We start from the raw sequence: 22,762 nt of genomic DNA, 5'->3' as shown, positions 1-22,762 counted from the left end.
ATCCGGAGCTGAGGCGTGGACGAACAACCGATCATCATCAAGCGAAAGAAGGTCGTCGCCGGCGGTCACCACGGTGGCTCCTGGAAGGTGGCGTTTGCCGATTTTGCCACCGCCATGATGGCGTTTTTCCTGGTGCTCTGGCTGACGGCTACGGCGTCACCGGAGCAGATCAAGGCGGTCGAGGGCTATTTTCGGGACCCGGTCGGTTTTACCGATGGTGGTTCGCCCAATCCTGTGGATCTCGGTGGCAGTGCGTCAGTCGTTAACGAGGCTAGTCCGGACGAGGCGTCCAGTCAGATTCAGATCAAGGATGAGGTGGTGGATCAGTTGTCCGAGACTCTTGAGCAGCGTCGCATGGAGGAGCTGTTTCAGGAGCTGAAGGATCGTATCGAGCAGAATCAGACGCTTCAGGAGTTCAAGGATCAGTTGCTGATCGACATCACCGATGAGGGCTTGCGTATTCAGATCGTCGATCGTTCTGGCCGGCCCATGTTCGACAGTGGTCGTGCCGAGCTGAAGTACTATTCCCAGGACATCCTGTTTGAGCTTGCCAAGACCCTTGGCTCAGTGGACAACAAGCTCAGCCTGACCGGGCACACCGATGCTACGCCCTTCAATGGGAGGCCTGGTTATACCAACTGGGAGCTGTCGGCAGACCGCGCCAACACCGCTCGCCGGGCACTGGTCGCCGGTGGCGTTGGTGAAAATCAGATTGGCCGGGTGGTGGGGTTGAGTGATTCGGTATTGTTTGAAGAGAGTGATCCGACCGCACCGGTCAACCGCCGGATCTCGATCATCGTGCTGAACAAGCGCACGGCCCAGGGCATTCAGGACAGCGCCGGCCAGGGTGACGAGCCCTTAATCGATCTCACCAAGCCGTCTGCGGAAGAAAAGCAGGCGGCCATGGACCGGCTGGAGGGTGGCGAATGGCTGGAAGAAAAGCCTGAGCCCGAACCCGGCGAACTGAACTGGTAAGGCGAGCAGCCGTCTGGTTCAGTCCAGTTTGAGGCCCCGGGCCTGTTGCTCTGCCATATCCAGCAGAATGCGGTGAAAGCTTCTCCGGCGTTCCGGGCTGATTCGGCCCGCTTCTGCCGCGGCGTCGATCGCGCATCCGGGGTCGCCCATGTGGCGGCAGTTCCGGAACTTGCAGTGACCCATCTCATCCCGAATCTCACGAAACCCGTACTCGATCTCCTGTGGTGTCATGTGCCAAAGGCCGAACTCCCGAATGCCCGGAGAGTCAATCAGGTCACCGCCAATGGGCAAATGGAACAGCCGGGCGGTGGTGGTGGTGTGTACGCCCTTGCCGGTGCTCTCGGACACTGCGCCAACCCGGATGGCTTCGTCCGGAATCAGGGTCTGGATAATCGATGACTTACCAACCCCCGATTGACCCACGAACACGCTGGTCTGGTTTTTAACCAGTGCCTCAACTTCCGGCGCCGGCCGATCGCCGGATTCCGCCGCCGAGGTGCGAACGACCTCATAGCCCAAGGCCTCATAGCGCGCCAGCAGCGCATCGATGTGCTCGCGGTTGCGGTCAGTGATGAGGTCGGTCTTGTTGAGCAGGATGACCGCCGGAATGTCGGTGATTTCAGAGGCCACCAGATACCGGTCGATCAGGTTGTCATGGGGTTCGGGCTCGGAGGCCAGTACCAGAATGATGTGATCAATATTGGCGGCAACTGGCTTCAGGGCGCCGAAATTGTCGGGACGTTGGAGCAGATTCTGGCGCTCACAGCGGGCAACGATGACCCCGGATTCGTTGCGCCCAGGCCGCCAGATAACCTTGTCACCGGTGACCAGGCTGTCGATGTTGGCGCGTACGAAGCAGCGAATTACCTTGCTCGTGTGTTCGCCTTCCAGGCCCTCGACATCCAGCTGTTGGCCATAGTGGGCGATGATCAGCCCTTCCTGTTCCTGGCCCAGCTCGCCGGCATCGGCTTGTTCCTGAACCGCTTTCTCCTTCCGTGCGGCGCGCGCAGCGCGCTCCTCCTGGACTTTTTTGATTCGGAATTGCTGCTGCTTGTTCAGTCGCCGTTTTGCCATTAAGGATCAGTTGCCAGTAATCGGTGGAGTGAGGTGTTACATCATACGTTAATCGGCCACAATACACAGGGGATGTCCCAACTCCACCACCAAGACACTGAACGTTAGGAACTGATAATGGCAGAAGGCGATCGCTTAGTTTGGATTGATCTGGAAATGACCGGCCTGGATCCGGAAAAGGAACGGATCATCGAAATGGCCACCATCATCACCGATTCGGAGCTGAATGTTGTGGCAGAAGGTCCGGTCATTGCCGTGCATCAGCCCGACAGTCTGTTGGATTCGATGGACGAATGGTGCACCAACACCCACGGTGCCAGTGGCCTGACCAAACGCGTCAAGGAAAGTACTATTGACGAGGCCCAGGCCGAGCAGCAAACGCTGGAATTTCTGCAGCAACACCTCGAAGCGGGCAAGTCACCCTTGTGTGGTAACAGTATCGGCCAGGATCGCCGCTTTCTGGTGAAGTACATGCCCCGTCTGGAAGAGTTTTTCCACTACCGCAATCTGGATGTATCTACCGTCAAGGAGCTGGCGCGACGCTGGCGGCCTGATGTGTTGGCGGGCGTGAAGAAACAGGGCAGCCATCTGGCCCTGGACGATATCCGCGACTCCATCAGCGAGCTACAGCACTATCGGGACACTTTTTTCAAGTTATAGGCCGTGCTGCTTCAAGGCCCACTGCACGTGCTCGCGGACCATGTCATCCGGATGGTCCGCGCGCTGTTTCAAAGCCTCAATGACCGGAATGGTTGAGGGCGCATTGCCAAGCCCAACGGCCAGGTTCCGAAGCCAGCCCCGATACCCTGTCCGACGGATAGCGGATCCTTCGGTCCGTTTCAGGAACTGCTCTTCAGTCCACAGAAACAACTCGGCCAGGGAGCTGTTGTCCAGACCGTGTCGGGGCTGGAAGTCATCCTCCCCGGTCGGTTTGCTGAATTTCTGCCACGGACAGACCAGCTGGCAATCATCGCAGCCGAAAACCCGGTTACCCATTAACGGTCTCAGTTCTTCCGGAATGCTGCCGCGCAATTCAATGGTGAGGTAGCTGATGCAGCGCCGGGCATCAAGCAGGTGCGCGTCTACGAAGGCATCGGTCGGGCAGAGGTCGAGGCAGGCTGTACAGCTGCCGCAATGGTCGGTTTCGAACGGGGCATCCACCGGCAGTGGTGCGCTGGTGAAGATCTCGCCCAGAAAGAAAAACGAGCCCGCTTTCGGGTGAATCAGCATGTTGTTTTTTCCGATCCAGCCCAGGCCCGCACGCTGGGCAAGTGCCCGCTCAAGCACCGGGGCGCTGTCCACAAAGGCGCGATACTCGTAACCGCTGAGAGCCTCGTCGATCCAGTTTGCCAGGGTCGCCAGCCGCTTTCGGATCAGCTTGTGATAGTCGCGACCAAGAGCGTAGCGGGTAACATAGGCGCCTTCCCGGTTAGTAAGCGCTTCTTTCGGACTGTCCGGGGCGGGCAGGTAGTCCATGCGCACCGAGATCACCCGGGCTGTGCCAGGCACAAGCGAGCTGGGCGTGTAGCGCTTGTCGCCGTGATAGCCCATGTACTCCATTTCGCCGTGGTAGCCTTGCGCCAGCCAGTCCTGCAGGTGTTGGCCATGTTCGCCAGTGTCGGGGAGGGTGATGCCCAGATCGGCAAATCCGAGCTTCTGGGCCCAGCCCCGGATGCGGGTGACCAGGTCGGAAAAATCCTCGGCGGTACTTGGTTGGTCAGATGCTGCGCTCATGGGGCCTGCTGCGACGTCGGCAACTCATTGAAAATCAGAATGCCAAACTTTAATTTGATTAAGTTATGACCTTTTTGCCCGTTTTGCTATGCTTTACAGGTATCTGGCCAATTTTCTTAAACCGGTTTCTGTAACGGGAGCAAAGGCTTATGCCGCCGTCCCAGGTTGGCAGTTTACCAGACACGCTGTTTTCCGCCGATGCTGTGCGGGAGATTGACCGCTATGTGATTGACCAGCAGGGCGTGGACGGGTTCGATTTGATGCAGCGTGCGGCCCATTCGGCGTTTCGGCGGCTGGTCCGGCAGTGGCCACAGGCGGAGTCGATTCTGGTGCTGTGTGGCGCTGGCAACAACGGCGGAGACGGCTATCTGGTGGCCGCCGATGCGGCGCGTCATGGTATGGCCGTCCAGTGTGTTGCTGTGGCGCCCACCAAGAAACTGACCGGTGACGCCCGCAAAGCCTGGCGGAAGGCCGTCGCTGACGGGGTCGAGGTGCAAGAAGTCGCAACCTTGACCGCCGAGACACGGGAAGCCCTGCTCAATGAGGCTGACGTGCTGGTTGATGCCATGTTGGGTACCGGGGTTTCCGGTGCCCCAAGGGAGCCCTTCGCCGGCCTGATTGCCCAGTGCAATCATGGGTCGGCACCTATTCTCGCAATCGACCTGCCTTCCGGGTTGAATGCAACCACCGGTGCCACCGAGGGCGATGCGGTGCGGGCTGATCTGACGGTAACCTTCATTGGTCTGAAGAGCGGCCTGTTCACCGGACAGGGGCCGGCTGTGTGCGGCACCGTAGTGTTCGAAGCACTGGATACGGAATCGGGCGTCAGCCGGAGCGGGCAGAGGCCGCTGGCATGCCGTCTTGACTGGCCTTCGACCATGGCTTGGTTGTCCAAGAGAGCGGCCAATGCCCACAAGGGGCGCTTCGGACATGTTCTGGTGGTGGCCGGTGAGCGAGGTTTTGGTGGTGCGGGCCTGATGGCGGCTGAGGCCGCGGCCCGCTCCGGTGCCGGGTTGGTATCGCTGGCCACAAGGCCGGAGCATGTGACCGCTGCCCTGGCGCGCTGCCCATCCATTATGGTGCACGGCCTTATTCACGGTTCTGAGCTGCCGCCCCTGCTGGAGGCGGCTACGGTGGTGGTGTGTGGCCCCGGTATGGGGCAGGGCGCCTGGGCCCAGCAGATGCTGGAGCAAGTTGTCGATAGCGGCAAGCCCCGAGTGCTCGATGCCGATGCTTTGAACCTGCTGTCAACGCGGGTGGCGGTTCCGGCGGAGAACCAGGTTCTGACGCCGCATCCGGGCGAGGCGGCTCGCTTGCTGGGTTGCCTGGTTCCGGAGGTGGAGGCTGACCGGATGGCGGCGGCGCGCACGCTTCAGTCGATGTACGGTGGCACGGTTTTACTCAAGGGTGCGGGTACAGTGATTGCGTCTGACCGGGAAACTGTTGATATTGTCAGCGGCAGTAACCCGGGAATGGCAACCGGTGGCATGGGAGATGTATTGGCCGGCATTATCGGTGCGCTATACGGCCAGCTGGATAATGCCCGGCAGGCGGCTGTATTGGCGGCGTCGGTGCACTTGGCTGCGGCCAACCTGGCGTCGGCGGAAAAAGGTTTTATGGGGTTGATTCCAACAGACGTGATCGATGCCTTGCCCACGGTATTGCGCCAGTCGGAAACCCTCAGCTCACAGGGTCGGGAGGAGTCATGAGTATTTTTGGAAATGAGCGCCGCCTGTTTCTGGAGGGCGAATCAGAGACCGAGCAGCTGGGCCAGGAGCTGGCGCGTTGCGTTGTTGCCTCCGGTGAGGGCTTGATCGTCTTCTTGGACGGTGATCTGGGCATGGGCAAGACCACCTTGAGTCGTGGGGTCATGCGCGGGCTCGGGCATCAGGGCGCGGTGAAAAGCCCGACCTATACCCTGGTGGAGCCCTATGAAGATTTGCAGCCGCCGGCGTATCACTTTGATCTTTATCGGGTCGGCGACCCGGATGAATTGGAGTACATGGGCATCCGGGATTACTTCTCGGGCCAGTACCTGTGTTTGATTGAGTGGCCTGAGCGTGGCAAGGGGCTGTTGCCGGAGCCGGATGTCGAGATCCACCTCGAACGCGAGCATGATGGCCGTTCGGTCGTGCTGCGGGCGGGTTCGGAGCGGGGTGCATCGCTGTTGAACCAATTGGAACTGATCGGGCCCGGGCATTGATGTATTCGGGCCGTGTCGTTTGTTAAGCAGGACAGCAGTATGAGTAAGATAAAGCCAACAATGAGCGTTTGGGCAGCCATGGTGGCAGTTTTGTTACTGTCTCTGTCCCTGACTGCCCAGGCCGCTACCCGGGTAGAGGGTGTGCGGGTGTGGCCGGCGCCGGATCACACGCGTCTGGTGCTGGATACTGAAGGTCAGGTCGCACACAACATTTTTTCACTGGAGAACCCGTCGCGCCTGGTCGTTGACTTGAAAAATACCGCCCTGAAAGCGGAATTTGACAAGCTGGATCTTTCCGGGAGCCCGATTCGCCGGATTCGCAGCGCACCCCGCAATGGCAGTGACCTGCGAGTGGTTCTGGATCTCAAGAGCAAGATCAAACCCCGGAGCTTCCAGCTGGAGCCCAACGATCAGTATGGTCATCGTCTGGTGATTGATCTGATCGACGAAGATGGCAGCCGACTGGAAAAGGCGAGCAAGCCAACAGTGACCCAGGAATCCGGCGGCAAGCGGGATGTGATCGTGGTGATCGATGCCGGTCACGGTGGTGAGGATCCTGGTGCCATCGGGCCCAGGGGCACCCGTGAGAAAGACGTGGTGCTGAAAATGGCGAAAAACCTCGCCAAACGGATCAATGACAAGCCGGGCTATACCGCCAAGCTGACCCGAACCGGTGATTATTACATCGGCCTGCGCAACCGAACCTTGCTGGCTCGGAAATACAACGCTGATCTGTTCGTGTCGATGCATGCCGATGCCTTCCGCACGCCGCAACCCAAAGGTGCCTCGGTTTTCGCGCTTTCCCAGCGCGGAGCTACCAGTGAAACCGCTCGCTGGCTGGCGCAAAGTGAAAATCGGTCGGACCTGACTGGCGGTGTGTCGCTGGATGGGCGGGATGACATGCTTGCTGGGGTGCTGCTGGATCTGTCCATGACGGCCAGTATCAACGCCAGCCTGGGTGTTGGCAGTTCGGTGCTGGGCAAGCTTGGGAGCGTGGCCAAGCTGCACAAGTCCGGGGTTGAGCAGGCTGCCTTCGTGGTACTGAAATCCCCGGATATTCCGTCGATTCTGGTTGAGGCCGGTTTTATCTCCAATCCCACGGAAGAGAAGAACCTTGCCACCGAGTGGTATCGGAACCGGCTGGCCAGTGCGATCATGAAAGGCATCGACGATTATTTTCGCAAGACACCACCGCCGGGCACTCTGCTGGCGTGGGAGAAGCAGCAGCGCCAGGGTGGCAGTTCTGTCAGTCACTACCGGATTCAGCGCGGGGATACGCTGTCGGGCGTGGCTCGAAGAAACCAGACCACCGTCAGCAAACTTATGCAGTTTAACGGCTTGCGGGATGACCGTGTTATGGTAGGGCAGACCATTCGAATTCCTGCATCCTGATCAAGAGGTTTCCCCGAAACATGCCCCCCATTCAATTGCTCTCGCCGCGGCTCGCGAACCAGATCGCTGCTGGCGAGGTGGTGGAGCGCCCCGCGTCTGTTGTCAAAGAACTGGTTGAAAATGCTCTCGACGCCGGTGCCGACCGGGTCGATGTGGAGATCGAGCAGGGTGGCGTCAAACTGATTCGGGTCCGGGATGACGGCAGTGGTATCGAAGAACAGGATTTGCCGCTGGCGCTCAGTCGCCACGCCACCAGCAAGATCGTCAGCCTGGATGATCTGGAGGCCGTGGCTTCCCTGGGTTTCCGGGGTGAAGCCCTGGCCAGTATCAGTTCCGTTTCCCGTCTTACCTTGACCTCGCGCACTGCGGCTCAAGAAGCGGCCTCGCGGGTTGAGGTGGAAGGGCGCGACATGGACGCCCGCATTTCACCGGCGGCGCACCCGGTGGGCACCACCGTGGAAGTGCGTGACCTGTTCTTCAATACCCCGGCCCGTCGGAAATTCCTGCGCACGGAAAAAACCGAATTCAATCATGTTGAAGAGTGTGTCCGTCGTCAGGCGCTGAGCCGCTTCGATGCCGGCTTCACCCTGCGCCACAATCAGCGCGTGGTGCAGAGCCTGCGCCCGGCCGAATCGCCACTCGACAAGGAGCGCCGTATCGGTGCCCTCTGTGGGCAGCAGTTCATCGACAATGCCGTGCTCATCGATGCCGAAGCGACAGGCCTGAGGTTGTGGGGCTGGGTGGCACTGCCTACGTTCTCCCGTAGCCAGGCAGACCTGCAGTACTTCTTCGTCAACGGCCGGGTTATCCGGGATCGCCTGGTGGCGCACGCCGTACGCCAGGCCTACCGGGATGTGCTCTACAACAACCGTCATCCGGCCTTCGTGCTGTACCTGGAAGTGGATCCGGCGACGGTGGACGTGAATGTTCACCCCACCAAGCATGAAGTCCGGTTCCGCGATGGCCGGCTGGTGCATGATTTCATCTTCCGCACTCTGCACAAGGCGCTGGCGGATGTCCGTCCGGACGATCACCTGCGGGGCGCCGTGGCCCAGTCCTTTGGCCGCGAGAATGCTCAGGCGTCGCCCGGCGTGGCTGGACATCCTGATCCCTCGACGCAGGCCTGGTCGGGCCAGCCGACTGGTTTCCAGTCCGCGCCGTCGCCGGGGCAGGGCATGCCGCAAGGTGGTGGTCAGGGCTACCCGTATTCCGGGCAGCCTCATTCAAACCCTCAGCCCCAACAGGAATGGCATGCCAGTGATCAGATGGCATTTTACAGTTCCCTGAATGCTGGTGGTGGTGTTGAATCCGACTCTCCGGCGGCGCCGGGCGTCGGGCCCGAGGCGATGCCGACGCCACCCATGGACGGAGACGAAGAGCCGCCCCTTGGTTATGCCATAGCCCAGCTGCACGGCATTTATATTCTGGCGCAGGGGCGCGCTGGCATGATTGTTGTGGACATGCACGCGGCGCATGAGCGCATTACCTACGAGCGCATGAAGCGAGCGTTGGCGGAGCAGGATCTCAAGAGCCAGCCCCTTCTGGTGCCGCTATCCATGGCGGTGAGCCAGAAAGAAGCCGCGTTGACTGAAACCCACGGCGATGATTTGCGCCAGCTGGGCCTGCAGATCGAGCGTATCGGCCCCGAGACGCTGGCCGTCCGGCAGGTGCCGGCGCTCCTTCGTGGCGCCGATAGTGAACAGCTGGTCCGGGATGTCCTGGCTGATCTGATTGAGCATGGCCAGAGCGACCGTGTTGAGGCGGTCACCCACGAGTTGCTGGGAACCATGGCATGTCATGGTTCGGTGCGAGCCAATCGCCAGCTGACTATACCGGAAATGAACTCACTGCTGCGGGACATGGAAGCCACGGAGCGCAGCGGCCAGTGCAACCATGGTCGTCCAACCTGGACCCTGGTTACTTTGTCGGAATTGGACAAGCTGTTCCTGCGGGGGCGCTAATCGGCCATGATCGTGCCAACGACTGACGCTGCGGAAAAACCGCCAGCCATTTTCCTGATGGGGCCGACGGCGTCGGGCAAGACCGATCTGGCCATTGAGCTATGCAAGCGCCTGCCCTGCGACATTATCAGTGTCGACTCGGCGATGATCTACCGGGGCATGGATATTGGCACCGCCAAGCCTTCCGCTGACGAACTGGCCCAAGCCCCGCACCGGCTAATCGATATTTGCGACCCCGCCGACACTTACTCGGCCGCAGATTTCCGGACCGATGCGCTGGCCGAAATGGCCAGGATTACCGAAGCTGGCCGGATTCCTTTGCTGGTCGGCGGCACCATGATGTACTTCAAGGCATTGATCCATGGCATGTCGGGACTGCCGGCTGCCAGCCCGGAGTTGCGGCGGGCACTGGAGCAGGAGGCTGAGCAGCGGGGCTGGCATGCCCTGCATCAGGAGCTGCAGGAGCAGGATGCTGTCGCCGCCGGGCTGATTCACCCCAATAACCGGCAGCGTTTATTGCGGGCGCTCGAGGTGATTCGGCTGACCGGGAAGCCGATCTCGTCATTCTGGAAGGCAGAAAGTGGAAGTTCGTCCCAAAAGCAAGGCGATGCAGTGGAGGATTACACCTATTTCACCCAATGGCAGGCAGACGAAGTGGGTTCCCTTCCGTATACTGTAGCCCAGCTTGCCGTGGCGCCGTCCGAGCGGCGGACGCTTCACGAGAGGATCCATCAGCGCTTTTTGAGCATGCTGGATGCCGGTTTCCTCGATGAAGTACGTGCGCTGATGAACCGGGGTGATTTGCGCCCTGATCTCCCTTCCATGCGCTGCGTCGGTTACCGTCAGGCCTGGGCCTATTTGTCCGGTGAAGACGAGTACGACGCCTTTGTCAGCAAGGGAGTCGCTGCGACGCGCCAGTTGGCGAAACGACAGTTAACCTGGTTGCGGAAATGGTCTGATGTGGATTGGCTTGATAGCGAGGAAAAAGATATCGCTGGGGCTGCCTTGAAAAAAATCATACTTCGCACCACATTTAACTCTGAAATTTGACGATCTGCATTTACTAAAAACAGGAGAACACACATGTCAAAAGGGCACTCGTTACAAGACCCTTACCTTAATGCCTTGCGTAAAGAACGCATCCCGGTTTCTATCTTTCTGGTTAACGGCATCAAGCTGCAGGGCCAGATTGAATCATTCGACCAGTTCGTGATTCTGCTGAAAAATACTGTCAGCCAGATGGTCTACAAGCACGCTATCTCTACTGTGGTACCTGCCCGCAATGTTCGCATTCCGCAGCAGAACCCGGCCGGTGAAGGTGAGTTGGAAGACTGATTTGCCCGGTTTGCCGGTGGTATCACCCGCGTTACTGAAAAACCCAAGGGTTTGGAAGGGCGCGGGTGTTTGTTTTTTTAAAGTAAGCCATTCTACCGTTTCGGAGTTGACACTACTTGTTTGAGCGTCCGGATGTTGGTGAGCGGGCGATTCTCGTCCACATCGATTTCACCTCCTATGAAGATGCCGAAGATCCCGGTGAATTTCGGGAACTGGTTACCTCGGCCGGTGTTGAGCCTGTTGCCACGATCAATGGCTCACGCAAACAGCCCAGCCCCCGCCTGTTCGTCGGTGAGGGTAAGCTGGAAGAAATTCGCGACGCCATCAGTGCCAACGGCGCCGACGTCGTGCTCTTCAATCACGCCCTGAGCCCCAGTCAGGAGCGCAATATTGAGCGGGACCTGAAGTGTCGGGTGCTGGATCGCACCGGCGTTATTCTGGATATCTTTGCCCAGCGGGCCCGAACCCACGAAGGCAAGCTTCAGGTTGAGCTCGCCCAGCTAGAGCATATGTCGACCAGGCTGGTACGGGGCTGGACCCACCTTGAGCGCCAGAAAGGTGGTATCGGGCTTAGGGGGCCGGGTGAGACCCAGCTTGAAACTGACCGACGGCTACTGCGCGAGCGCATCAAATCGATCCACAAGCGCTTGGAAAAAGTGCGCCGGCAGCGTAATCAGGGCCGTCGCGCACGAACTCGCGCTGACATTCCAACGGTTTCCCTGGTTGGTTACACCAACGCCGGCAAGTCGACCCTGTTCAACCGAATCACCACATCCAGCGTATATGCCGCTGACCAGTTGTTCGCAACCCTCGATCCGACGTTGCGCCGGCTGGAGCTGCCGGACATCGGCGCCGTAGTGATGGCAGACACCGTAGGCTTTATCCGCCATTTGCCGCACAAGCTGGTTGAGGCGTTTCGGGCCACGCTGGAAGAAACCACGGAAGCGTCTCTGTTGCTGCACATCATCGACTGCTACGACAGTCGTCGTGATGAGAACGTCGAGCAGGTGGAGGAGGTGCTGGCAGAGATCGGCGCCGACGAGATTCCGGTGCTTCAGGTGTACAACAAGATTGATATGCTTGAAAATTTCATACCTCGCGTTGAGCGAAACGAGGATGGGGTGCCGGTGCGGGCCTGGGTCTCTGCGGTGACTGGCGAGGGCCTGGATGGGTTGTACGATGCCATCGTTGAGCGTCTGGCCGAAGATGTGGTGCATCATTTTGTGCTGCTCGGGCCAACCGACGGCAAGTTACGGGCACTGCTGCATGAAGCCGGGTCCGTGTTGAGTGAAACGCATCGGGAGAGCGGTGATGCCGTGCTTGAGGTGCGATTGCAGAACCGGGACTGGTTACAGTTGCTGAGCCGTGCCGGTATGAACGAAGAATCGGTTCGTCTTGACGATGGTCATGCCTGAAACCGGGTATGCTATTGCCGGGACGACGATAAATCCCTAGTATTTGCAGCCATTCTACAAGTCAGGAACGGAGAGCACTATGGCCTGGAACGAACCGGGTGGAAACCGCAACGACAACGACCCCTGGGGTAACGGTGGTCGGCGCGGCGATGATCAGGGGCCGCCAGACCTCGACGAGGCGCTGAAAAAGGGCCTCGATAAACTGAATCGTATGCTGGGCGGTAAAGGTAAGAAGTCCGGCGGAAGCGGTGGCAGTACAGGAGGCGGTGCCGGTGGCTTTGGCGCCATTATCGCGTTGGCCGGCATTTTGGTTGTCGGTTACGTGGTCTTCCAGTCTTTCTATACAGTGGACGAGCAGGAACGTGCCGTCGTTCTGAGATTCGGTGAGTATAACCGTACCGAGAATCCGGGTCTGCGCTTTAAAGTCCCGCTAATCGACGACGTCACCAAGGTTCGCGTCACCAGCGTCCGTACCGCTGAATCCAGCGGCCAGATGCTGACCCAGGACGAGAACCTGGTCACCGTTGATCTTCAGGTTCAGTATCGGGTAGCGGACGCTCAGGCCTACGTGCTTAACGTTCGGGATTCGAATCAGGCGCTGGCCTTTGCGACCGACAGTGCACTGCGTCACGAGGTGGGCAGTTCGTCACTGGACGACGTGCTGACTGAAGGCCGGGCCGAACTGGCCGTGCGGGTAGAGCAGCGGTTGCAGCGCTTCCTGGGCGAGTACGGCACTGGCCTGGAAATTGTCCGTGTTAACGTCGAGAGCACCCAGCCGCCACCGGCTGTGCAGGACGCCTTCCGTGAGGTTCAACGGGCCCGGGAAGATGAGCAGCGTGTCAAAGAAGAAGCCGAAACCTACCGCAACAAGGTGGTTCCGGAGGCTCGCGGTCAAGCGCAGCGCATGATCGAAGAAGCCAACGCGTACAAGCAGGAAGTCATTGAGCGAGCCCGTGGTGAAACCGCACGTTTCCTCGAGTTGCTGGCGGTATACCAGAAAGCGCCAACGGTAACCCGTGATCGCTTGTACCTGCAGGCACTTGAATCTGTGTTGTCCAACAGCAGCAAGATACTGGTGGATACCGAGAGCAGTGGCAACATGATGTACCTGCCGCTGGATCGTTTGACTCAGGGCTCGCTGCCACGCAGCGGTGGACAGTCCTCGGGCAGCGGTAGCAGCCAGATGGATATCCAGGACCTGACCGATCAGGTGATCAAGGAACTGCGTACCAGACAGGATACTAACGTTCGGAGGAGCAGATAATCATGGGACCTAAAGGTGTAGTGGGTCTTGCAGGCGCCCTCATTGTTGTCCTGCTGGTGCTGTCCAGTGTTTACATCATTCCGGAAACCCACCGGGGTGTAATGCTGCGGTTCGGCGAACTGGTTGAAACTGACATCCAGGCTGGTATTCATTTCAAGGTGCCAGTGATTGATCAGGTCCGGGAGTTTGATATCCGGGTACTGACCATGGATCTGCCGTCACGCCAGTATCTGACCATCGAGAAGAAGCCGCTGGATGTGGATTCTTATATCGCCTGGAAGATTCTGAACGTCGACCAGTTCTACCGTGCGACCGGTGGCGATGAGTACCGTGCCCAGTCTCTGCTGTTGTCCCGCGTGGACAACGGCCTGCGGGACGAATTCGGTATCCGTACCATGCACGAAGTAGTGTCTGGTCAGCGAGACGAACTCATGCACACTCTACGTGACCGGGTGAATGAGACCTCGGTGAACGAGTTCGGTATCGAAGTCCTCGACGTACGGGTGAAGGCGATCGAATTCCCGGGCCAGGTCAGTGAAAACGTTTATCGTCGGATGGCGACCGAGCGTGAAAAGCTGGCTCAGGAATTCCGCTCTCGCGGCCGTGAGTTGGCTGAAGGTATTCGTGCCGATGCTGATCGTCAGCGCACGGTTACTCTGGCCGAAGCTTTTGCTGAATCTGAAGAAACCCGAGGTGAGGGTGACGGTCAGGCGGCGACGATCTACGCCGATGCCTATGGTGCGAATGCCGAGTTCTACAGCTTCTACCGTAGTCTCCAGGCGTACCAGAACACCTTCTCGAGTAAGGATGACATCATGGTCATTGATTCCGACAGTGACTTCATGAAGTTCCTTAAGGACCCTCAGGGCGGCCGCTGAAGTCGGGCACCCTGAGTTCGAAAAACCGGAATACCTCGGTATTCCGGTTTTTTTGTGTCGGCCAACCGTGTAAAATTCTGACGGTTTTGTTCCCGGTTTTCTCCTGCCGCGGAATTCGCCCTAAATCCTGTGTAATCCCCATGGCCTTTTGTGCCGTAGCGGGTCTGACGGACAACGTAATCTCATGACAGTATCTGATCGCTGGTTACTGCCGGACGGGGTAGAGGACATTCTGCCGCCGCTGGCCGGACGGATCGAATCCCTGCGCCGGGATGTAATGGATACCTGCCAACGCTGGGGCTACCAGCTTGTAATCCCTCCGCTGATTGAGTATCTCGAGTCGCTGTTTACCGGTACCGGGCATGATCTGGAACTCCAGACCTTCAAGCTGACCGATCAGCTGACTGGCCGGATGATGGGTGTGCGCGCGGACATGACGCCTCAGGCCGCCCGTATCGATGCCCATACCCTGGGTCAGGAGGGCATTACTCGCCTGTGCTACGCGGGCCATGTACTGCATACCCGCCCGAAGCACATGCTGACAGGCCGGACTCCGATCCAGGCCGGCTGCGAGCTGTTCGGCAGTGAGTCTGAGTCGGCTGATCTTGAAGTGATCAGTCTGATGCTTGAGGCCCTGCGGGTGTCGGGCCTGCCGCGTATTCACCTGGATCTGGCGCACGTGTCCATTTACCAGAGTCTGATTGGCGAAGCTGATTTCAGCCGGGATACCGAGGCCGCCATCTTTGACGCCATGGCTCGCAAATCGGTCCCCGAGCTGGACCAGCTTCTGGGCGATTGCCCGGCGGGAACGCCAGGTGCTCGCTTGCGTGAGCTGGCCCGGGTCAGCGGTGGTCCCGAGGCGCTGGACCAGGCACGTAGAATTCTGAGAGGCGCATCCGATGAGCTGGACTCGGCCCTGGATAAGCTGGGTCGGGTTTGCGACATGCTGGCGCGGGATTACCCCGAAGTGAGTGTCGGCTTCGATTTCTGTGAACTGCGTGGATACAACTATCATACCGGGTTGGTGTTTGCCGCCTACGTGCCGGGCCACGGTGATGCCGTCGCCAAGGGCGGCCGCTACGACGCCATTGGTAGCGATTTTGGTCGTGCCCGACCGGCAACCGGATTCAGCCTTGATATCCGTGCTCTGGTGGCTCTTGGAGAGCGGGTACAGAAACGCAGTGGAGCAGTTTGGGCGCCCGCTGACGAGGACCCTGCCCTGGAAGGTGTGATTTCAGGGCTCCGGTTGACGGAGACGGTGATCCGGGCACTGCCGGAAGATGCCAAGGTAAACCCGGCGGCCAGAGGCTGCGACCGGAAACTGGTCAAACAGGGCGGCCAGTGGGTCGTTGAAAAGCTGGACTAAGGCCCTCAGGGCCTTGGTGAACTTATTACAGGTTAATTTGCGAAACGCCTGTCCTTCGGGGCAGCCGTATTGAGAGAGAATCATGGGTAAAAACGTTGTTGTGCTGGGCACCCAATGGGGTGATGAAGGCAAGGGTAAAATCGTTGATCTGCTGACCGATAAGGTTGCGGCCGTCGTCCGTTTCCAGGGTGGCCATAACGCCGGTCACACACTGGTGATCGACGGCAAAAAGACTGCCCTGCACCTGATTCCATCCGGTATTCTGCGTCAGCACGTTTATTGCCTGATTGGTAACGGCGTGGTTCTGTCACCGGAAGCACTGTTGAAAGAAGTCCGTGAGCTGGAAGCCAACGGCGTTGCCGTGCGCGACCGCCTGCGCATCAGTCTGGCTTGCCCGATCATCCTGCGCACTCACGTCCGTATCGACCAGGCCCGCGAGCGAGCCCGTGGCAACGACAAGATCGGCACCACGGGTCGTGGTATCGGGCCTGCGTACGAAGACAAAGTGTCCCGTCGCGGTGTTCGTCTGGGCGACCTGTTCAATCCTGTGGATTTTGAGGCCAAGTTGCGGGAGATCATGTCTTACCACAACTTTGTACTGACCGAGTACTTCAAGGAAGAGGCCGAGGATATCGATGCGGCCCTGGCCGAGCTCATGGAAATGGGTGAGGAAATTCTTCCGATGGCGGCGGACGTTACCGACATGCTGCACGATTTCCGCAAGCGTGGTGAGCACATCCTGTTTGAAGGCGCCCAGGGCTCACTGCTGGACATCGACCTCGGTACCTATCCGTACGTGACCTCCTCAAACACCACGGCCGGGGGTACCGCCACCGGTTCCGGTGTTGGCCCGTTGTTCCTCGACTATGTGCTGGGAATCACCAAGGCCTACACCACTCGCGTTGGTTCTGGTCCGTTCCCGACCGAGCTGTTTTGCGACATGGGGCATCACCTGGCTGTTAAGGGCAATGAAATTGGCACCACCACCGGCCGTTCGCGCCGTTGTGGCTGGTTTGATGCAGTCGCCCTGCGTCACGCTATTCAGATCAACAGTGTGTCGGGCATCTGCCTGACTAAGCTGGATGTTCTGGACGGCATGGAAACCGTGAAGGTGTGTGTTGGCTACAAGACTCCGAAGGGCGAAATTACTCGTCCGCCGATCGGGTGTGGTACCTACGCCGACATCGAGCCGGTCTACGCGGAACTGCCGGGCTGGAGCGAGAGCACAGTCGGGCTGACCAGCGTTGAGCAGCTGCCCGAGAATGCCAAAGCCTACATCCGCTTCCTCGAGGAGCAGATTGAGGCGCCAATCGACATTATTTCGACGGGGCCAGATCGGATCGAAACCATCGTCTTGCGTCACCCGTTTGGTGAGTAATCCGCAAGGATAAGAAAAGCCGCCACACAGGAAACTGTCTGGCGGCTTTTTTGTGCCTTTCTTTAGCCGGGGTCGGCTGTCCGCGTTTAGGGCTTTTCGGCAATAATCGTGGCCCGACGTGGACCGGGGTAGCCCTCGATGGTTTTGGACGGGTCATTCGGGTCCAGGAAATCCTCTAGCGAGTTAAAGCGCATCCAGTCGGTACTGCGTTGCTCGTCGGCGGTGGTGTCTGTGACATCCACTACGCGGGCATTGCGGTAGCCGGTTCGGTCGAGCCAGCGCAAGAGGGTATCGCAGCTGGGCAGGAACCAGACGTTGCGCATCTGCCCGTAGCGGTCCTCGGGCATCAGGCTGTGGCCTTCGGGCCCTTCCACCACCAGGGTTTCCAGTACCAACTCGCCGCCGCGCCGAAGGGTCCCCTTGAGTTCCAGCAGATGGTCTAACGGGGACCGGCGGTGGTAAAGCACACCCATGGAAAAGGTGGTGTCGAACGCACCCAGATTTTCAGGCAGGTCTTCCATCCGAACCGGCAGGAGATCCACAGGCACCTCGCCCAGGTAGCTTTTGACGCTCAGGAACTGGAACATGAACAGTAGCCCCGGATCTATGCCGATGACTCTCCGGGCACCCTCGCCGAGCATGCGCCAGCAGTGATAACCGGATCCGCAGCCCACGTCCAGGATGCTCCGGCCCTCCAGGTCTGACAAATAGGGCTGCACCCGTTCCCATTTCCAGTCCGAGCGCCATTCGGTATCGATGTAGGTGCCGAAGAAGTCGAACGGGCCCTTGCGCCAGGGCATCAGACCCCGCAGCGCAGACTCCAGCTGCTGGTGCTGCTCCTGGCTCGGAGGCGTGTCGGTGCGCAGGGTGATCGCGGAGTCAGTCAGACTGGCGTCGACGTTCGACAAAGTCGGTAGCCCGTCCAAGGCGCCCAGCCAGCGCTCGAGGTCGCCGTGTGGGTTGTCATCAAAACGCTGGGTAAGTTGCGAGCGGAGTCGATCGGCCCATCGGTCGTGGCCGTCTTGCGCCAGCTCGGTTAATAACGGTCCGAAATGTGTCTGCCAGTCAAAAGTCGCCATGGGTCTCTGGATGAAGTCGGGTTGATGGGTGTCAGTGGCTCTTGATCGCGAGCATGGACACAAAATTAAAGCACTGGTACCAGACCAGCACCTGATTGAAGCCGGCGGCCAGCAGCCGTTTTTTGTGGGCGGCCAGGGTCTCAGGAATCAGCACCTGCTCAATGGCCGAACGTTTCTGGCTGATCTCCAGATCGGAGTAGCCGTTCGCGCGTTTAAATTCATGGTGCAGGCGGGTCTGGATGTCCTGTTCCTCGTCGGAATCAAAGCCGATCTTCTCGGACAGGATCAGCACGCCACCGGGGCGGGTCGCCTGGGCGATGCGCGTCAGCAGGTCGGTGCGTTGGTCCGGTGGAACAAACTGCAGGGTGAAGTTGAGCGTCGTGACGGAAGCGTCGCTGAGCTCGGTGTCGAGTATGTCCTCGCACCTCAGTGTTACCGGCAACTCACTGTCATCAAGCGCAATATAATGCTCACAGCGCTCAATCATCGCCTCGGAGTTGTCGACCCCGACCAGGGTGCAGTCCGCATGAGAGATGCCGTGGCGCATAGCCAGGGTCGAGGCGCCCAGCGAACAGCCCAGGTCGTAGCAGTGAGAGCCCGCCTGAACGTACTGCTCGGTGATCACCTCGATCATCGGGATGATGGTGGTGTAGCCGGGTACTGAGCGCCGGATCATATCCGGGAAGACCCGGGCGACAGAGGCGTCGAACCGGAAATCCTCAGGGCGACGTTCGGTGGCGAACAGCCGGTCGGTTTCCTGCTTCGGTGGCTGACCTGGTTTACTCATCGTCGTTCACCTTGCCCTGTTCGGCGCCGGCGTTGTCCTGAGTAGCAGGAGCCGTGTCGGAGTCTGGCACTGGCGCGGCGGTGGGCGCTGGCCGGCTGCACCGTACGCCGCGGTTCTTGTAGTCAACAAGTATGCCCCGGAACGACGGATCGACATCCGCGGCGATGGCCAGGAAACCGTTTTCACACACGGCGTGCAGTTCGGAGGCCTTCGGAGACATCCGGAACGGCTCTTCCGGTTTGATGTTGATGGCCTGGAAATCACCCACCGGTACGTGGTCTTTATTGTCGGAATGATCAATCCGGCCGCTACTCTCCAGCACCAGCACCGTGGCGATCACGGCGACGACCGCCGTGATGATTAAACTGCGAACGGTGTAACGGGCCTCGTTCTGGCTCATGCCAACCTCATGTCTGTGGTGTAAATGAAAGGTTCAGTACTGGCCGGGAAGTGAAATCGACGGCGATTGCAGGGCCGCGAGTTGTTCCCTGAGTGACAGCACTTGGTCTGACCAGAATCTGGGTTGGCCAAACCAGGGGAAGAAGCGGGGAAACGCCGGGTCATCCCAGCGTTTGGCCAGCCAGGCGCAGTGGCTGATCTGGCGGTAGCAGCGCAGGGGCTCTATCAGATGGCGTTCACGGCGATTGAAGTCCCGGAACATCTCATAGCCTTCCAGCAATTCGCCCAGCTGGGCGCCGCGCTCGGAATCCTCGCCGTTCAGCAGTAGCCACATGTCCTGAATGGCAGGCCCGGTGCGACAGTCATCAAGGTCGACAAACAGCATTTGTTCTTCCCGACACAGGATGTTGCCGGCGTGGCAGTCGCCGTGCAGCCGCAGCGTATCGACTGGGCCAGCTTCGTCAATTCGGGCACCACAGGCGCGGATCAGATCAGGAATCAGGCTGTCCCAGGCCGGGCGAAGGTCATCGGGAATCCAACCGCCGTCGAGCAGCAGTTGGTTGTGACGTTCAATGCCGTCGATCAGCGAGATTTCAGGGCGGTGCTCAAAGGGCTTTCGGGCGCCCGCGTTGTGCATCTGGCCCAGCCATTGACCGAGTCGGTACAGGGTGTCCGTCACACTGACATCCGGTGCCTGGCCGCCCCGTTGTGGAAACACCGCGAACAGGAATTCGCCGTGCTGACCAAGAGTGTCTCCCGAGGGCATAACCAGAGGTGCGACGACTGGGATGTCCGCTTCCAGGTATTCCAGGGTGATGGCGTGCTCTTCCCGGATGGCCGCTTCGGACCAGCGGCCGGGCCGGTAGAATTTGGCGATCACCGGGGCGCCTTCGTCGAGACCGATCTGGTAAACCCGGTTCTCGTAGCTGTTCAATGCAAACAGTCGTCCACTGACTGCAAATCCGGCCTCTTCCATGGCGTCCAGAATGGTATCGGGTGTCAGCGCATCGTAGGGGTGGGCTGATGTGGCCGTTGCGGAGTCATGGATCATAGGGAAATGTCAGAGACCTGTGTCGTAGTTGGATTTCATTGCCTGCAGGTGGTACCAGTTTTCGTCCAGCTCCCAGCGCACCCGGTTGATCCCGGAAGCGTTCAGAATGACGTTACCTGCTCGGGCCTGGATATGAGCGAGCTCACGTTCAGCTTTACGCCAGCCCCGATGGCTGTCATTCAGGTTGCGCATGGCTGGAAAAACCGCAGCCAGCGCTTGCTGCGTTGATGTGTTAAGGGAGTGCAACGAACTCATGATGGCGGTATCGCCTTCGATTCGAAGTACCCGGTGCTGATAAGGGTAACTGGCAATCCGGTCATCGCTCTTCAGTAGGTCGTTCAGGCTAATGATCTCGAACCCGCGCCAGCCCAGCCACCCTACAAATAGGGCGGCCACCAACATCACCACAACAAACTGCTTCCTGTCAGACATATTCGCCGGGCTCCATCCGCTTTGTACTGTGCCTCAGTATAACCTGTATGGCTTCTTGCGTAAGCAAAGTGACCGGCCTGTGGGCGCCAATTTCGGCAACTGTTTCGGGGACCGTTTCGGTGAGCAGGGTGCAATCGGTTATGCTTGCCCGAATCATTGACTGAACCCGGGAGAAGTGTCAGGTGTCGCAGGAGTGTCTCGAAGCGCAAACGGTTGTGATTGGTGCGGGTGTGGTCGGTCTTGCGGTTGCCCGGGCACTGGCTCGGAAGGGGCATGAGGTGATCGTGCTCGAATCGGGAAGCCATTTCGGCGAAGGCGTGTCGTCCCGAAACAGCGAGGTGATTCACGCTGGTATCTATTACCCCGAGAACAGCCTGAAGGCGCAGCTCTGTGTCGAGGGTCGTCGGCAGTTGTATGAGTACTGTGAGCGCCAGGCGGTCGGGCATCGCAAATGCGGCAAGTGGATTGTTGCAACGTCTGAGCAGCAAGCGGCGAAGCTGGACGATATTCGGCAAGGAGCGGCCAGAAACGGTGTCAGTCTGGAACCGGTGAGCGGGGCCGAGCTGGCCGCACGTTGCCCGGAACTCACGGCGGTGGCCGGGCTGTGGTCGCCGGAGACCGGTATTGTCGACAGCCACGCCCTGATGCTGTCCTTGCTGGGTGATCTGGAACGTGCCGGCGGACAATTAGTGTTGCGGGCACCGGTGCAAGCGGTGGCTACCGAGCAGGGTCGCCACCGCCTGACTGTGGCGGGGGATGCGCCGTGTACTCTTGAGGCGCAGAACGTGGTTAACGCCGCAGGCTTGGGAGCACCGGGCCTGGCCGGGCGTTGGCAAGGTTTGCCCGAAGACCAGAAACCGCGCCAGTGGTTGGCTCGTGGTGTGTATTTCAGTTATAGCGGGCGGCCGCCCTTCGACAGCCTGATTTATCCGGTACCGGAACCCGGAGGCCTGGGTATTCATCTGACCCTGGATTTGGCCGGCCAGGCGCGTTTCGGTCCGGATGTGGAGTGGGTTGATGAGGAGGATTACAGTGTCAGCTTGTCCCGTTTGGAGCCTTTCGTTCGCGGCATCAAGGCCTGGTGGCCCAGTCTAGACGAGACACGGTTGCAGCCGGCCTATGCCGGTATTCGACCCAAGCTGGCCGGTCCGGACGGCGGCTTTGCGGATTTCAGGATTGATGGTCCCGAACAGCATGGTGTTGGCGGCGTGGTGAATCTGTTCGGGATTGAATCCCCGGGCCTGACCTCGTGTCTGGCTATCGCAGACCTGGTCGCCGCCAAGCTGGCCTAGCCAGGCGTCCTGGCTAGCGCCCAGATCTGAATGTCCCGGGCGCCGTGCTGCGCCAGTAACGCTGCCAGTGTTCGAGCCGTTGCGCCCGTGGTCACCACATCGTCCACGATGGCGACGCGCAGTGGCACTTCCCCATGAAGCTGAAAAAGACCACGCAGGTTTTTCAGTCGCTCGTCCCGGTTAAGCTCCCGCTGGCTGGGCGCCTTCCGTGTTCGGCGGATCAGGCCGCTGGCAACCGGCACTCCGAGCCTGCTGCCAAGTTCCTCTGCAATCTCCTGCGCCTGATTAAAGCCGCGACTGCGTCGGCGTTGCGGGTGCATGGGCGCGGGTATCAACAGATCGGGGTGGGGCAGGTGGCCGGCGGCAAGCTGAGTTTCCAGTTGTTGTCCGAGCCCGGCGATCAGGGGACGGGCGAATTTGCGCTGGCGGTTGTACTTGTAGCGGCCAATCATGCTGTCGACCGGAAACTGGTAGCGCCAGGGGATAACGGCACGGGAAAATGGTGGGGCATCGGTCAGGCACTGCCCGCACAGTTGGTTATTGGTCGCCCATGGCAGTGGCAGTGCGCAGGCCTTACACGACCAATGGTTAACCGGAAGGTCACGCTGGCAGGCATCACATAAGCCATTGATTGCATTGGGATGCAGGCAAGCCACGCACACACCTGCCGCTTTGTCACTGTTAACCTTTAGTTCCATTAAGGTTGACAGCCAGTTCAGGCCCTTTATCATCTGTTTCATCCGTAAA

Annotated in this window: 22 protein-coding genes; 14 read left to right on the top strand and 8 right to left on the bottom strand. The window is 59.5% G+C overall.

The features are described from left to right. The first annotated feature begins 15 nt into the window (after positions 1 to 15). Positions 16 to 975: a flagellar motor protein MotB gene (gene motB / locus QUE89_RS12415; RefSeq protein ID WP_286220384.1), complete on the top strand. Its 960-nt coding sequence runs from the start codon at positions 16 to 18 to the stop codon at positions 973 to 975. Positions 976 to 993: 18 nt separating this feature from the next. Here the strand turns inward: motB and rsgA are convergent, their stop codons facing one another. After that, positions 994 to 2,049 carry a small ribosomal subunit biogenesis GTPase RsgA gene (gene rsgA / locus QUE89_RS12410; RefSeq protein WP_286220383.1) on the bottom strand — a complete coding sequence of 352 codons (1,056 nt, stop codon included), beginning with the start codon at positions 2,047 to 2,049 and terminating at the stop codon, positions 994 to 996. Between the two features lie 117 nt (positions 2,050 to 2,166). On the opposite strand from rsgA, the gene orn reads away from it, so the two are divergent. Continuing rightward, positions 2,167 to 2,709: an oligoribonuclease gene (orn, locus tag QUE89_RS12405; protein WP_286220382.1), complete on the top strand. Its 543-nt coding sequence runs from the start codon at positions 2,167 to 2,169 to the stop codon at positions 2,707 to 2,709. On the opposite strand, the gene queG is transcribed toward orn, so the two are convergent. Beyond that, positions 2,704 to 3,783, bottom strand: coding sequence for a tRNA epoxyqueuosine(34) reductase QueG (gene queG, locus QUE89_RS12400; RefSeq protein ID WP_286220381.1), 1,080 nt, complete (start codon positions 3,781 to 3,783; stop codon positions 2,704 to 2,706). The two genes, orn and queG, sit on opposite strands and share 6 nt — an antisense overlap. 149 nt (positions 3,784 to 3,932) lie before the next feature. Between queG and QUE89_RS12395 the strand changes: the two genes are divergently transcribed. The 11 genes from QUE89_RS12395 to QUE89_RS12345 all read left to right on the top strand — a co-directional run bounded on the left by QUE89_RS12395 (position 3,933) and on the right by QUE89_RS12345 (position 16,975). Next, positions 3,933 to 5,492 (top strand): NAD(P)H-hydrate dehydratase, encoded by a 1,560-nt coding sequence (locus QUE89_RS12395; protein WP_286220379.1) that lies wholly within the window; start codon positions 3,933 to 3,935, stop codon positions 5,490 to 5,492. Next, on the top strand, positions 5,489 to 5,986 hold the full coding sequence (gene tsaE / locus QUE89_RS12390) for a tRNA (adenosine(37)-N6)-threonylcarbamoyltransferase complex ATPase subunit type 1 TsaE (RefSeq protein ID WP_286220378.1): 498 nt from the start codon (positions 5,489 to 5,491) through the stop codon (positions 5,984 to 5,986). Before QUE89_RS12395 ends, tsaE begins: the two co-directional genes overlap by 4 nt. Before the next feature lie 60 nt (positions 5,987 to 6,046). Next, positions 6,047 to 7,378: an N-acetylmuramoyl-L-alanine amidase gene (locus QUE89_RS12385; protein ID WP_286222887.1), complete on the top strand. Its 1,332-nt coding sequence runs from the start codon at positions 6,047 to 6,049 to the stop codon at positions 7,376 to 7,378. A 20-nt stretch (positions 7,379 to 7,398) separates the two neighbouring features. Then, positions 7,399 to 9,339 carry a DNA mismatch repair endonuclease MutL gene (gene mutL, locus QUE89_RS12380; RefSeq protein ID WP_286220377.1) on the top strand — a complete coding sequence of 647 codons (1,941 nt, stop codon included), beginning with the start codon at positions 7,399 to 7,401 and terminating at the stop codon, positions 9,337 to 9,339. A 6-nt stretch (positions 9,340 to 9,345) separates the two neighbouring features. Beyond that, positions 9,346 to 10,389, top strand: a complete 1,044-nt coding sequence (gene miaA, locus QUE89_RS12375) for a tRNA (adenosine(37)-N6)-dimethylallyltransferase MiaA (RefSeq protein ID WP_286220376.1) — start codon at positions 9,346 to 9,348, stop codon at positions 10,387 to 10,389. Positions 10,390 to 10,422: 33 nt separating this feature from the next. Then, complete coding sequence (gene hfq, locus QUE89_RS12370; RefSeq protein WP_041340987.1) at positions 10,423 to 10,674, top strand: RNA chaperone Hfq; 252 nt, start codon at positions 10,423 to 10,425, stop codon at positions 10,672 to 10,674. A gap of 116 nt (positions 10,675 to 10,790) precedes the next feature. Then, entirely contained in the window at positions 10,791 to 12,089 is a 1,299-nt protein-coding gene (gene hflX, locus QUE89_RS12365; RefSeq protein ID WP_286220375.1) for a ribosome rescue GTPase HflX, read from the top strand. 79 nt (positions 12,090 to 12,168) lie between these two features. Continuing rightward, the gene (hflK, locus tag QUE89_RS12360; RefSeq protein WP_286220373.1) at positions 12,169 to 13,353 is read left to right on the top strand and encodes an FtsH protease activity modulator HflK; all 1,185 of its coding nucleotides are present in this window, start codon (positions 12,169 to 12,171) and stop codon (positions 13,351 to 13,353) included. Positions 13,354 to 13,355: 2 nt separating this feature from the next. Next, positions 13,356 to 14,231: a protease modulator HflC gene (hflC, locus tag QUE89_RS12355; RefSeq protein ID WP_286220372.1), complete on the top strand. Its 876-nt coding sequence runs from the start codon at positions 13,356 to 13,358 to the stop codon at positions 14,229 to 14,231. Between the two features lie 184 nt (positions 14,232 to 14,415). Then, complete coding sequence (locus QUE89_RS12350) at positions 14,416 to 15,597, top strand: ATP phosphoribosyltransferase regulatory subunit (protein ID WP_286220371.1); 1,182 nt, start codon at positions 14,416 to 14,418, stop codon at positions 15,595 to 15,597. An 82-nt stretch (positions 15,598 to 15,679) separates the two neighbouring features. Next, a complete protein-coding gene (locus QUE89_RS12345; protein ID WP_286220370.1) occupies positions 15,680 to 16,975 on the top strand; it encodes an adenylosuccinate synthase in 1,296 nt (431 codons plus the stop codon). Between the two features lie 86 nt (positions 16,976 to 17,061). Here QUE89_RS12345 and cmoB read toward each other — a convergent pair whose 3' ends face one another. Genes cmoB through QUE89_RS12320 form a run of 5 tightly spaced genes read right to left on the bottom strand, consistent with a single transcriptional unit; the run spans position 17,062 to position 20,723 of the window. Beyond that, complete coding sequence (gene cmoB / locus QUE89_RS12340) at positions 17,062 to 18,054, bottom strand: tRNA 5-methoxyuridine(34)/uridine 5-oxyacetic acid(34) synthase CmoB (RefSeq protein WP_286220369.1); 993 nt, start codon at positions 18,052 to 18,054, stop codon at positions 17,062 to 17,064. A gap of 31 nt (positions 18,055 to 18,085) precedes the next feature. Next, positions 18,086 to 18,841 carry a carboxy-S-adenosyl-L-methionine synthase CmoA gene (gene cmoA / locus QUE89_RS12335; RefSeq protein WP_286220368.1) on the bottom strand — a complete coding sequence of 252 codons (756 nt, stop codon included), beginning with the start codon at positions 18,839 to 18,841 and terminating at the stop codon, positions 18,086 to 18,088. Beyond that, positions 18,834 to 19,241 carry a PA3694 family proteiin gene (locus tag QUE89_RS12330; RefSeq protein WP_286220367.1) on the bottom strand — a complete coding sequence of 136 codons (408 nt, stop codon included), beginning with the start codon at positions 19,239 to 19,241 and terminating at the stop codon, positions 18,834 to 18,836. The genes cmoA and QUE89_RS12330 overlap by 8 nt, the downstream gene beginning before the upstream one ends. A gap of 33 nt (positions 19,242 to 19,274) precedes the next feature. After that, a complete protein-coding gene (locus QUE89_RS12325) occupies positions 19,275 to 20,291 on the bottom strand; it encodes a serine/threonine protein kinase (RefSeq protein WP_286220366.1) in 1,017 nt (338 codons plus the stop codon). A gap of 9 nt (positions 20,292 to 20,300) precedes the next feature. Next, positions 20,301 to 20,723 (bottom strand): hypothetical protein, encoded by a 423-nt coding sequence (locus QUE89_RS12320; protein ID WP_286220365.1) that lies wholly within the window; start codon positions 20,721 to 20,723, stop codon positions 20,301 to 20,303. Positions 20,724 to 20,905: 182 nt separating this feature from the next. On the opposite strand from QUE89_RS12320, the gene QUE89_RS12315 reads away from it, so the two are divergent. Next, a complete protein-coding gene (locus QUE89_RS12315; protein ID WP_286220364.1) occupies positions 20,906 to 22,015 on the top strand; it encodes an NAD(P)/FAD-dependent oxidoreductase in 1,110 nt (369 codons plus the stop codon). On the opposite strand, the gene QUE89_RS12310 is transcribed toward QUE89_RS12315, so the two are convergent. Further along, positions 22,012 to 22,755 (bottom strand): ComF family protein, encoded by a 744-nt coding sequence (locus tag QUE89_RS12310; protein WP_286220363.1) that lies wholly within the window; start codon positions 22,753 to 22,755, stop codon positions 22,012 to 22,014. The two genes, QUE89_RS12315 and QUE89_RS12310, sit on opposite strands and share 4 nt — an antisense overlap. Positions 22,756 to 22,762 lie beyond the last annotated feature (7 nt).

The sequence above is a fragment of the Marinobacter sp. LA51 genome, assembly GCF_030297175.1.
GTDB classification, from domain to species: Bacteria; Pseudomonadota; Gammaproteobacteria; order Pseudomonadales; family Oleiphilaceae; genus Marinobacter; species Marinobacter apostichopi.
This window is presented reverse-complemented; position numbering and strand designations above follow the sequence as displayed.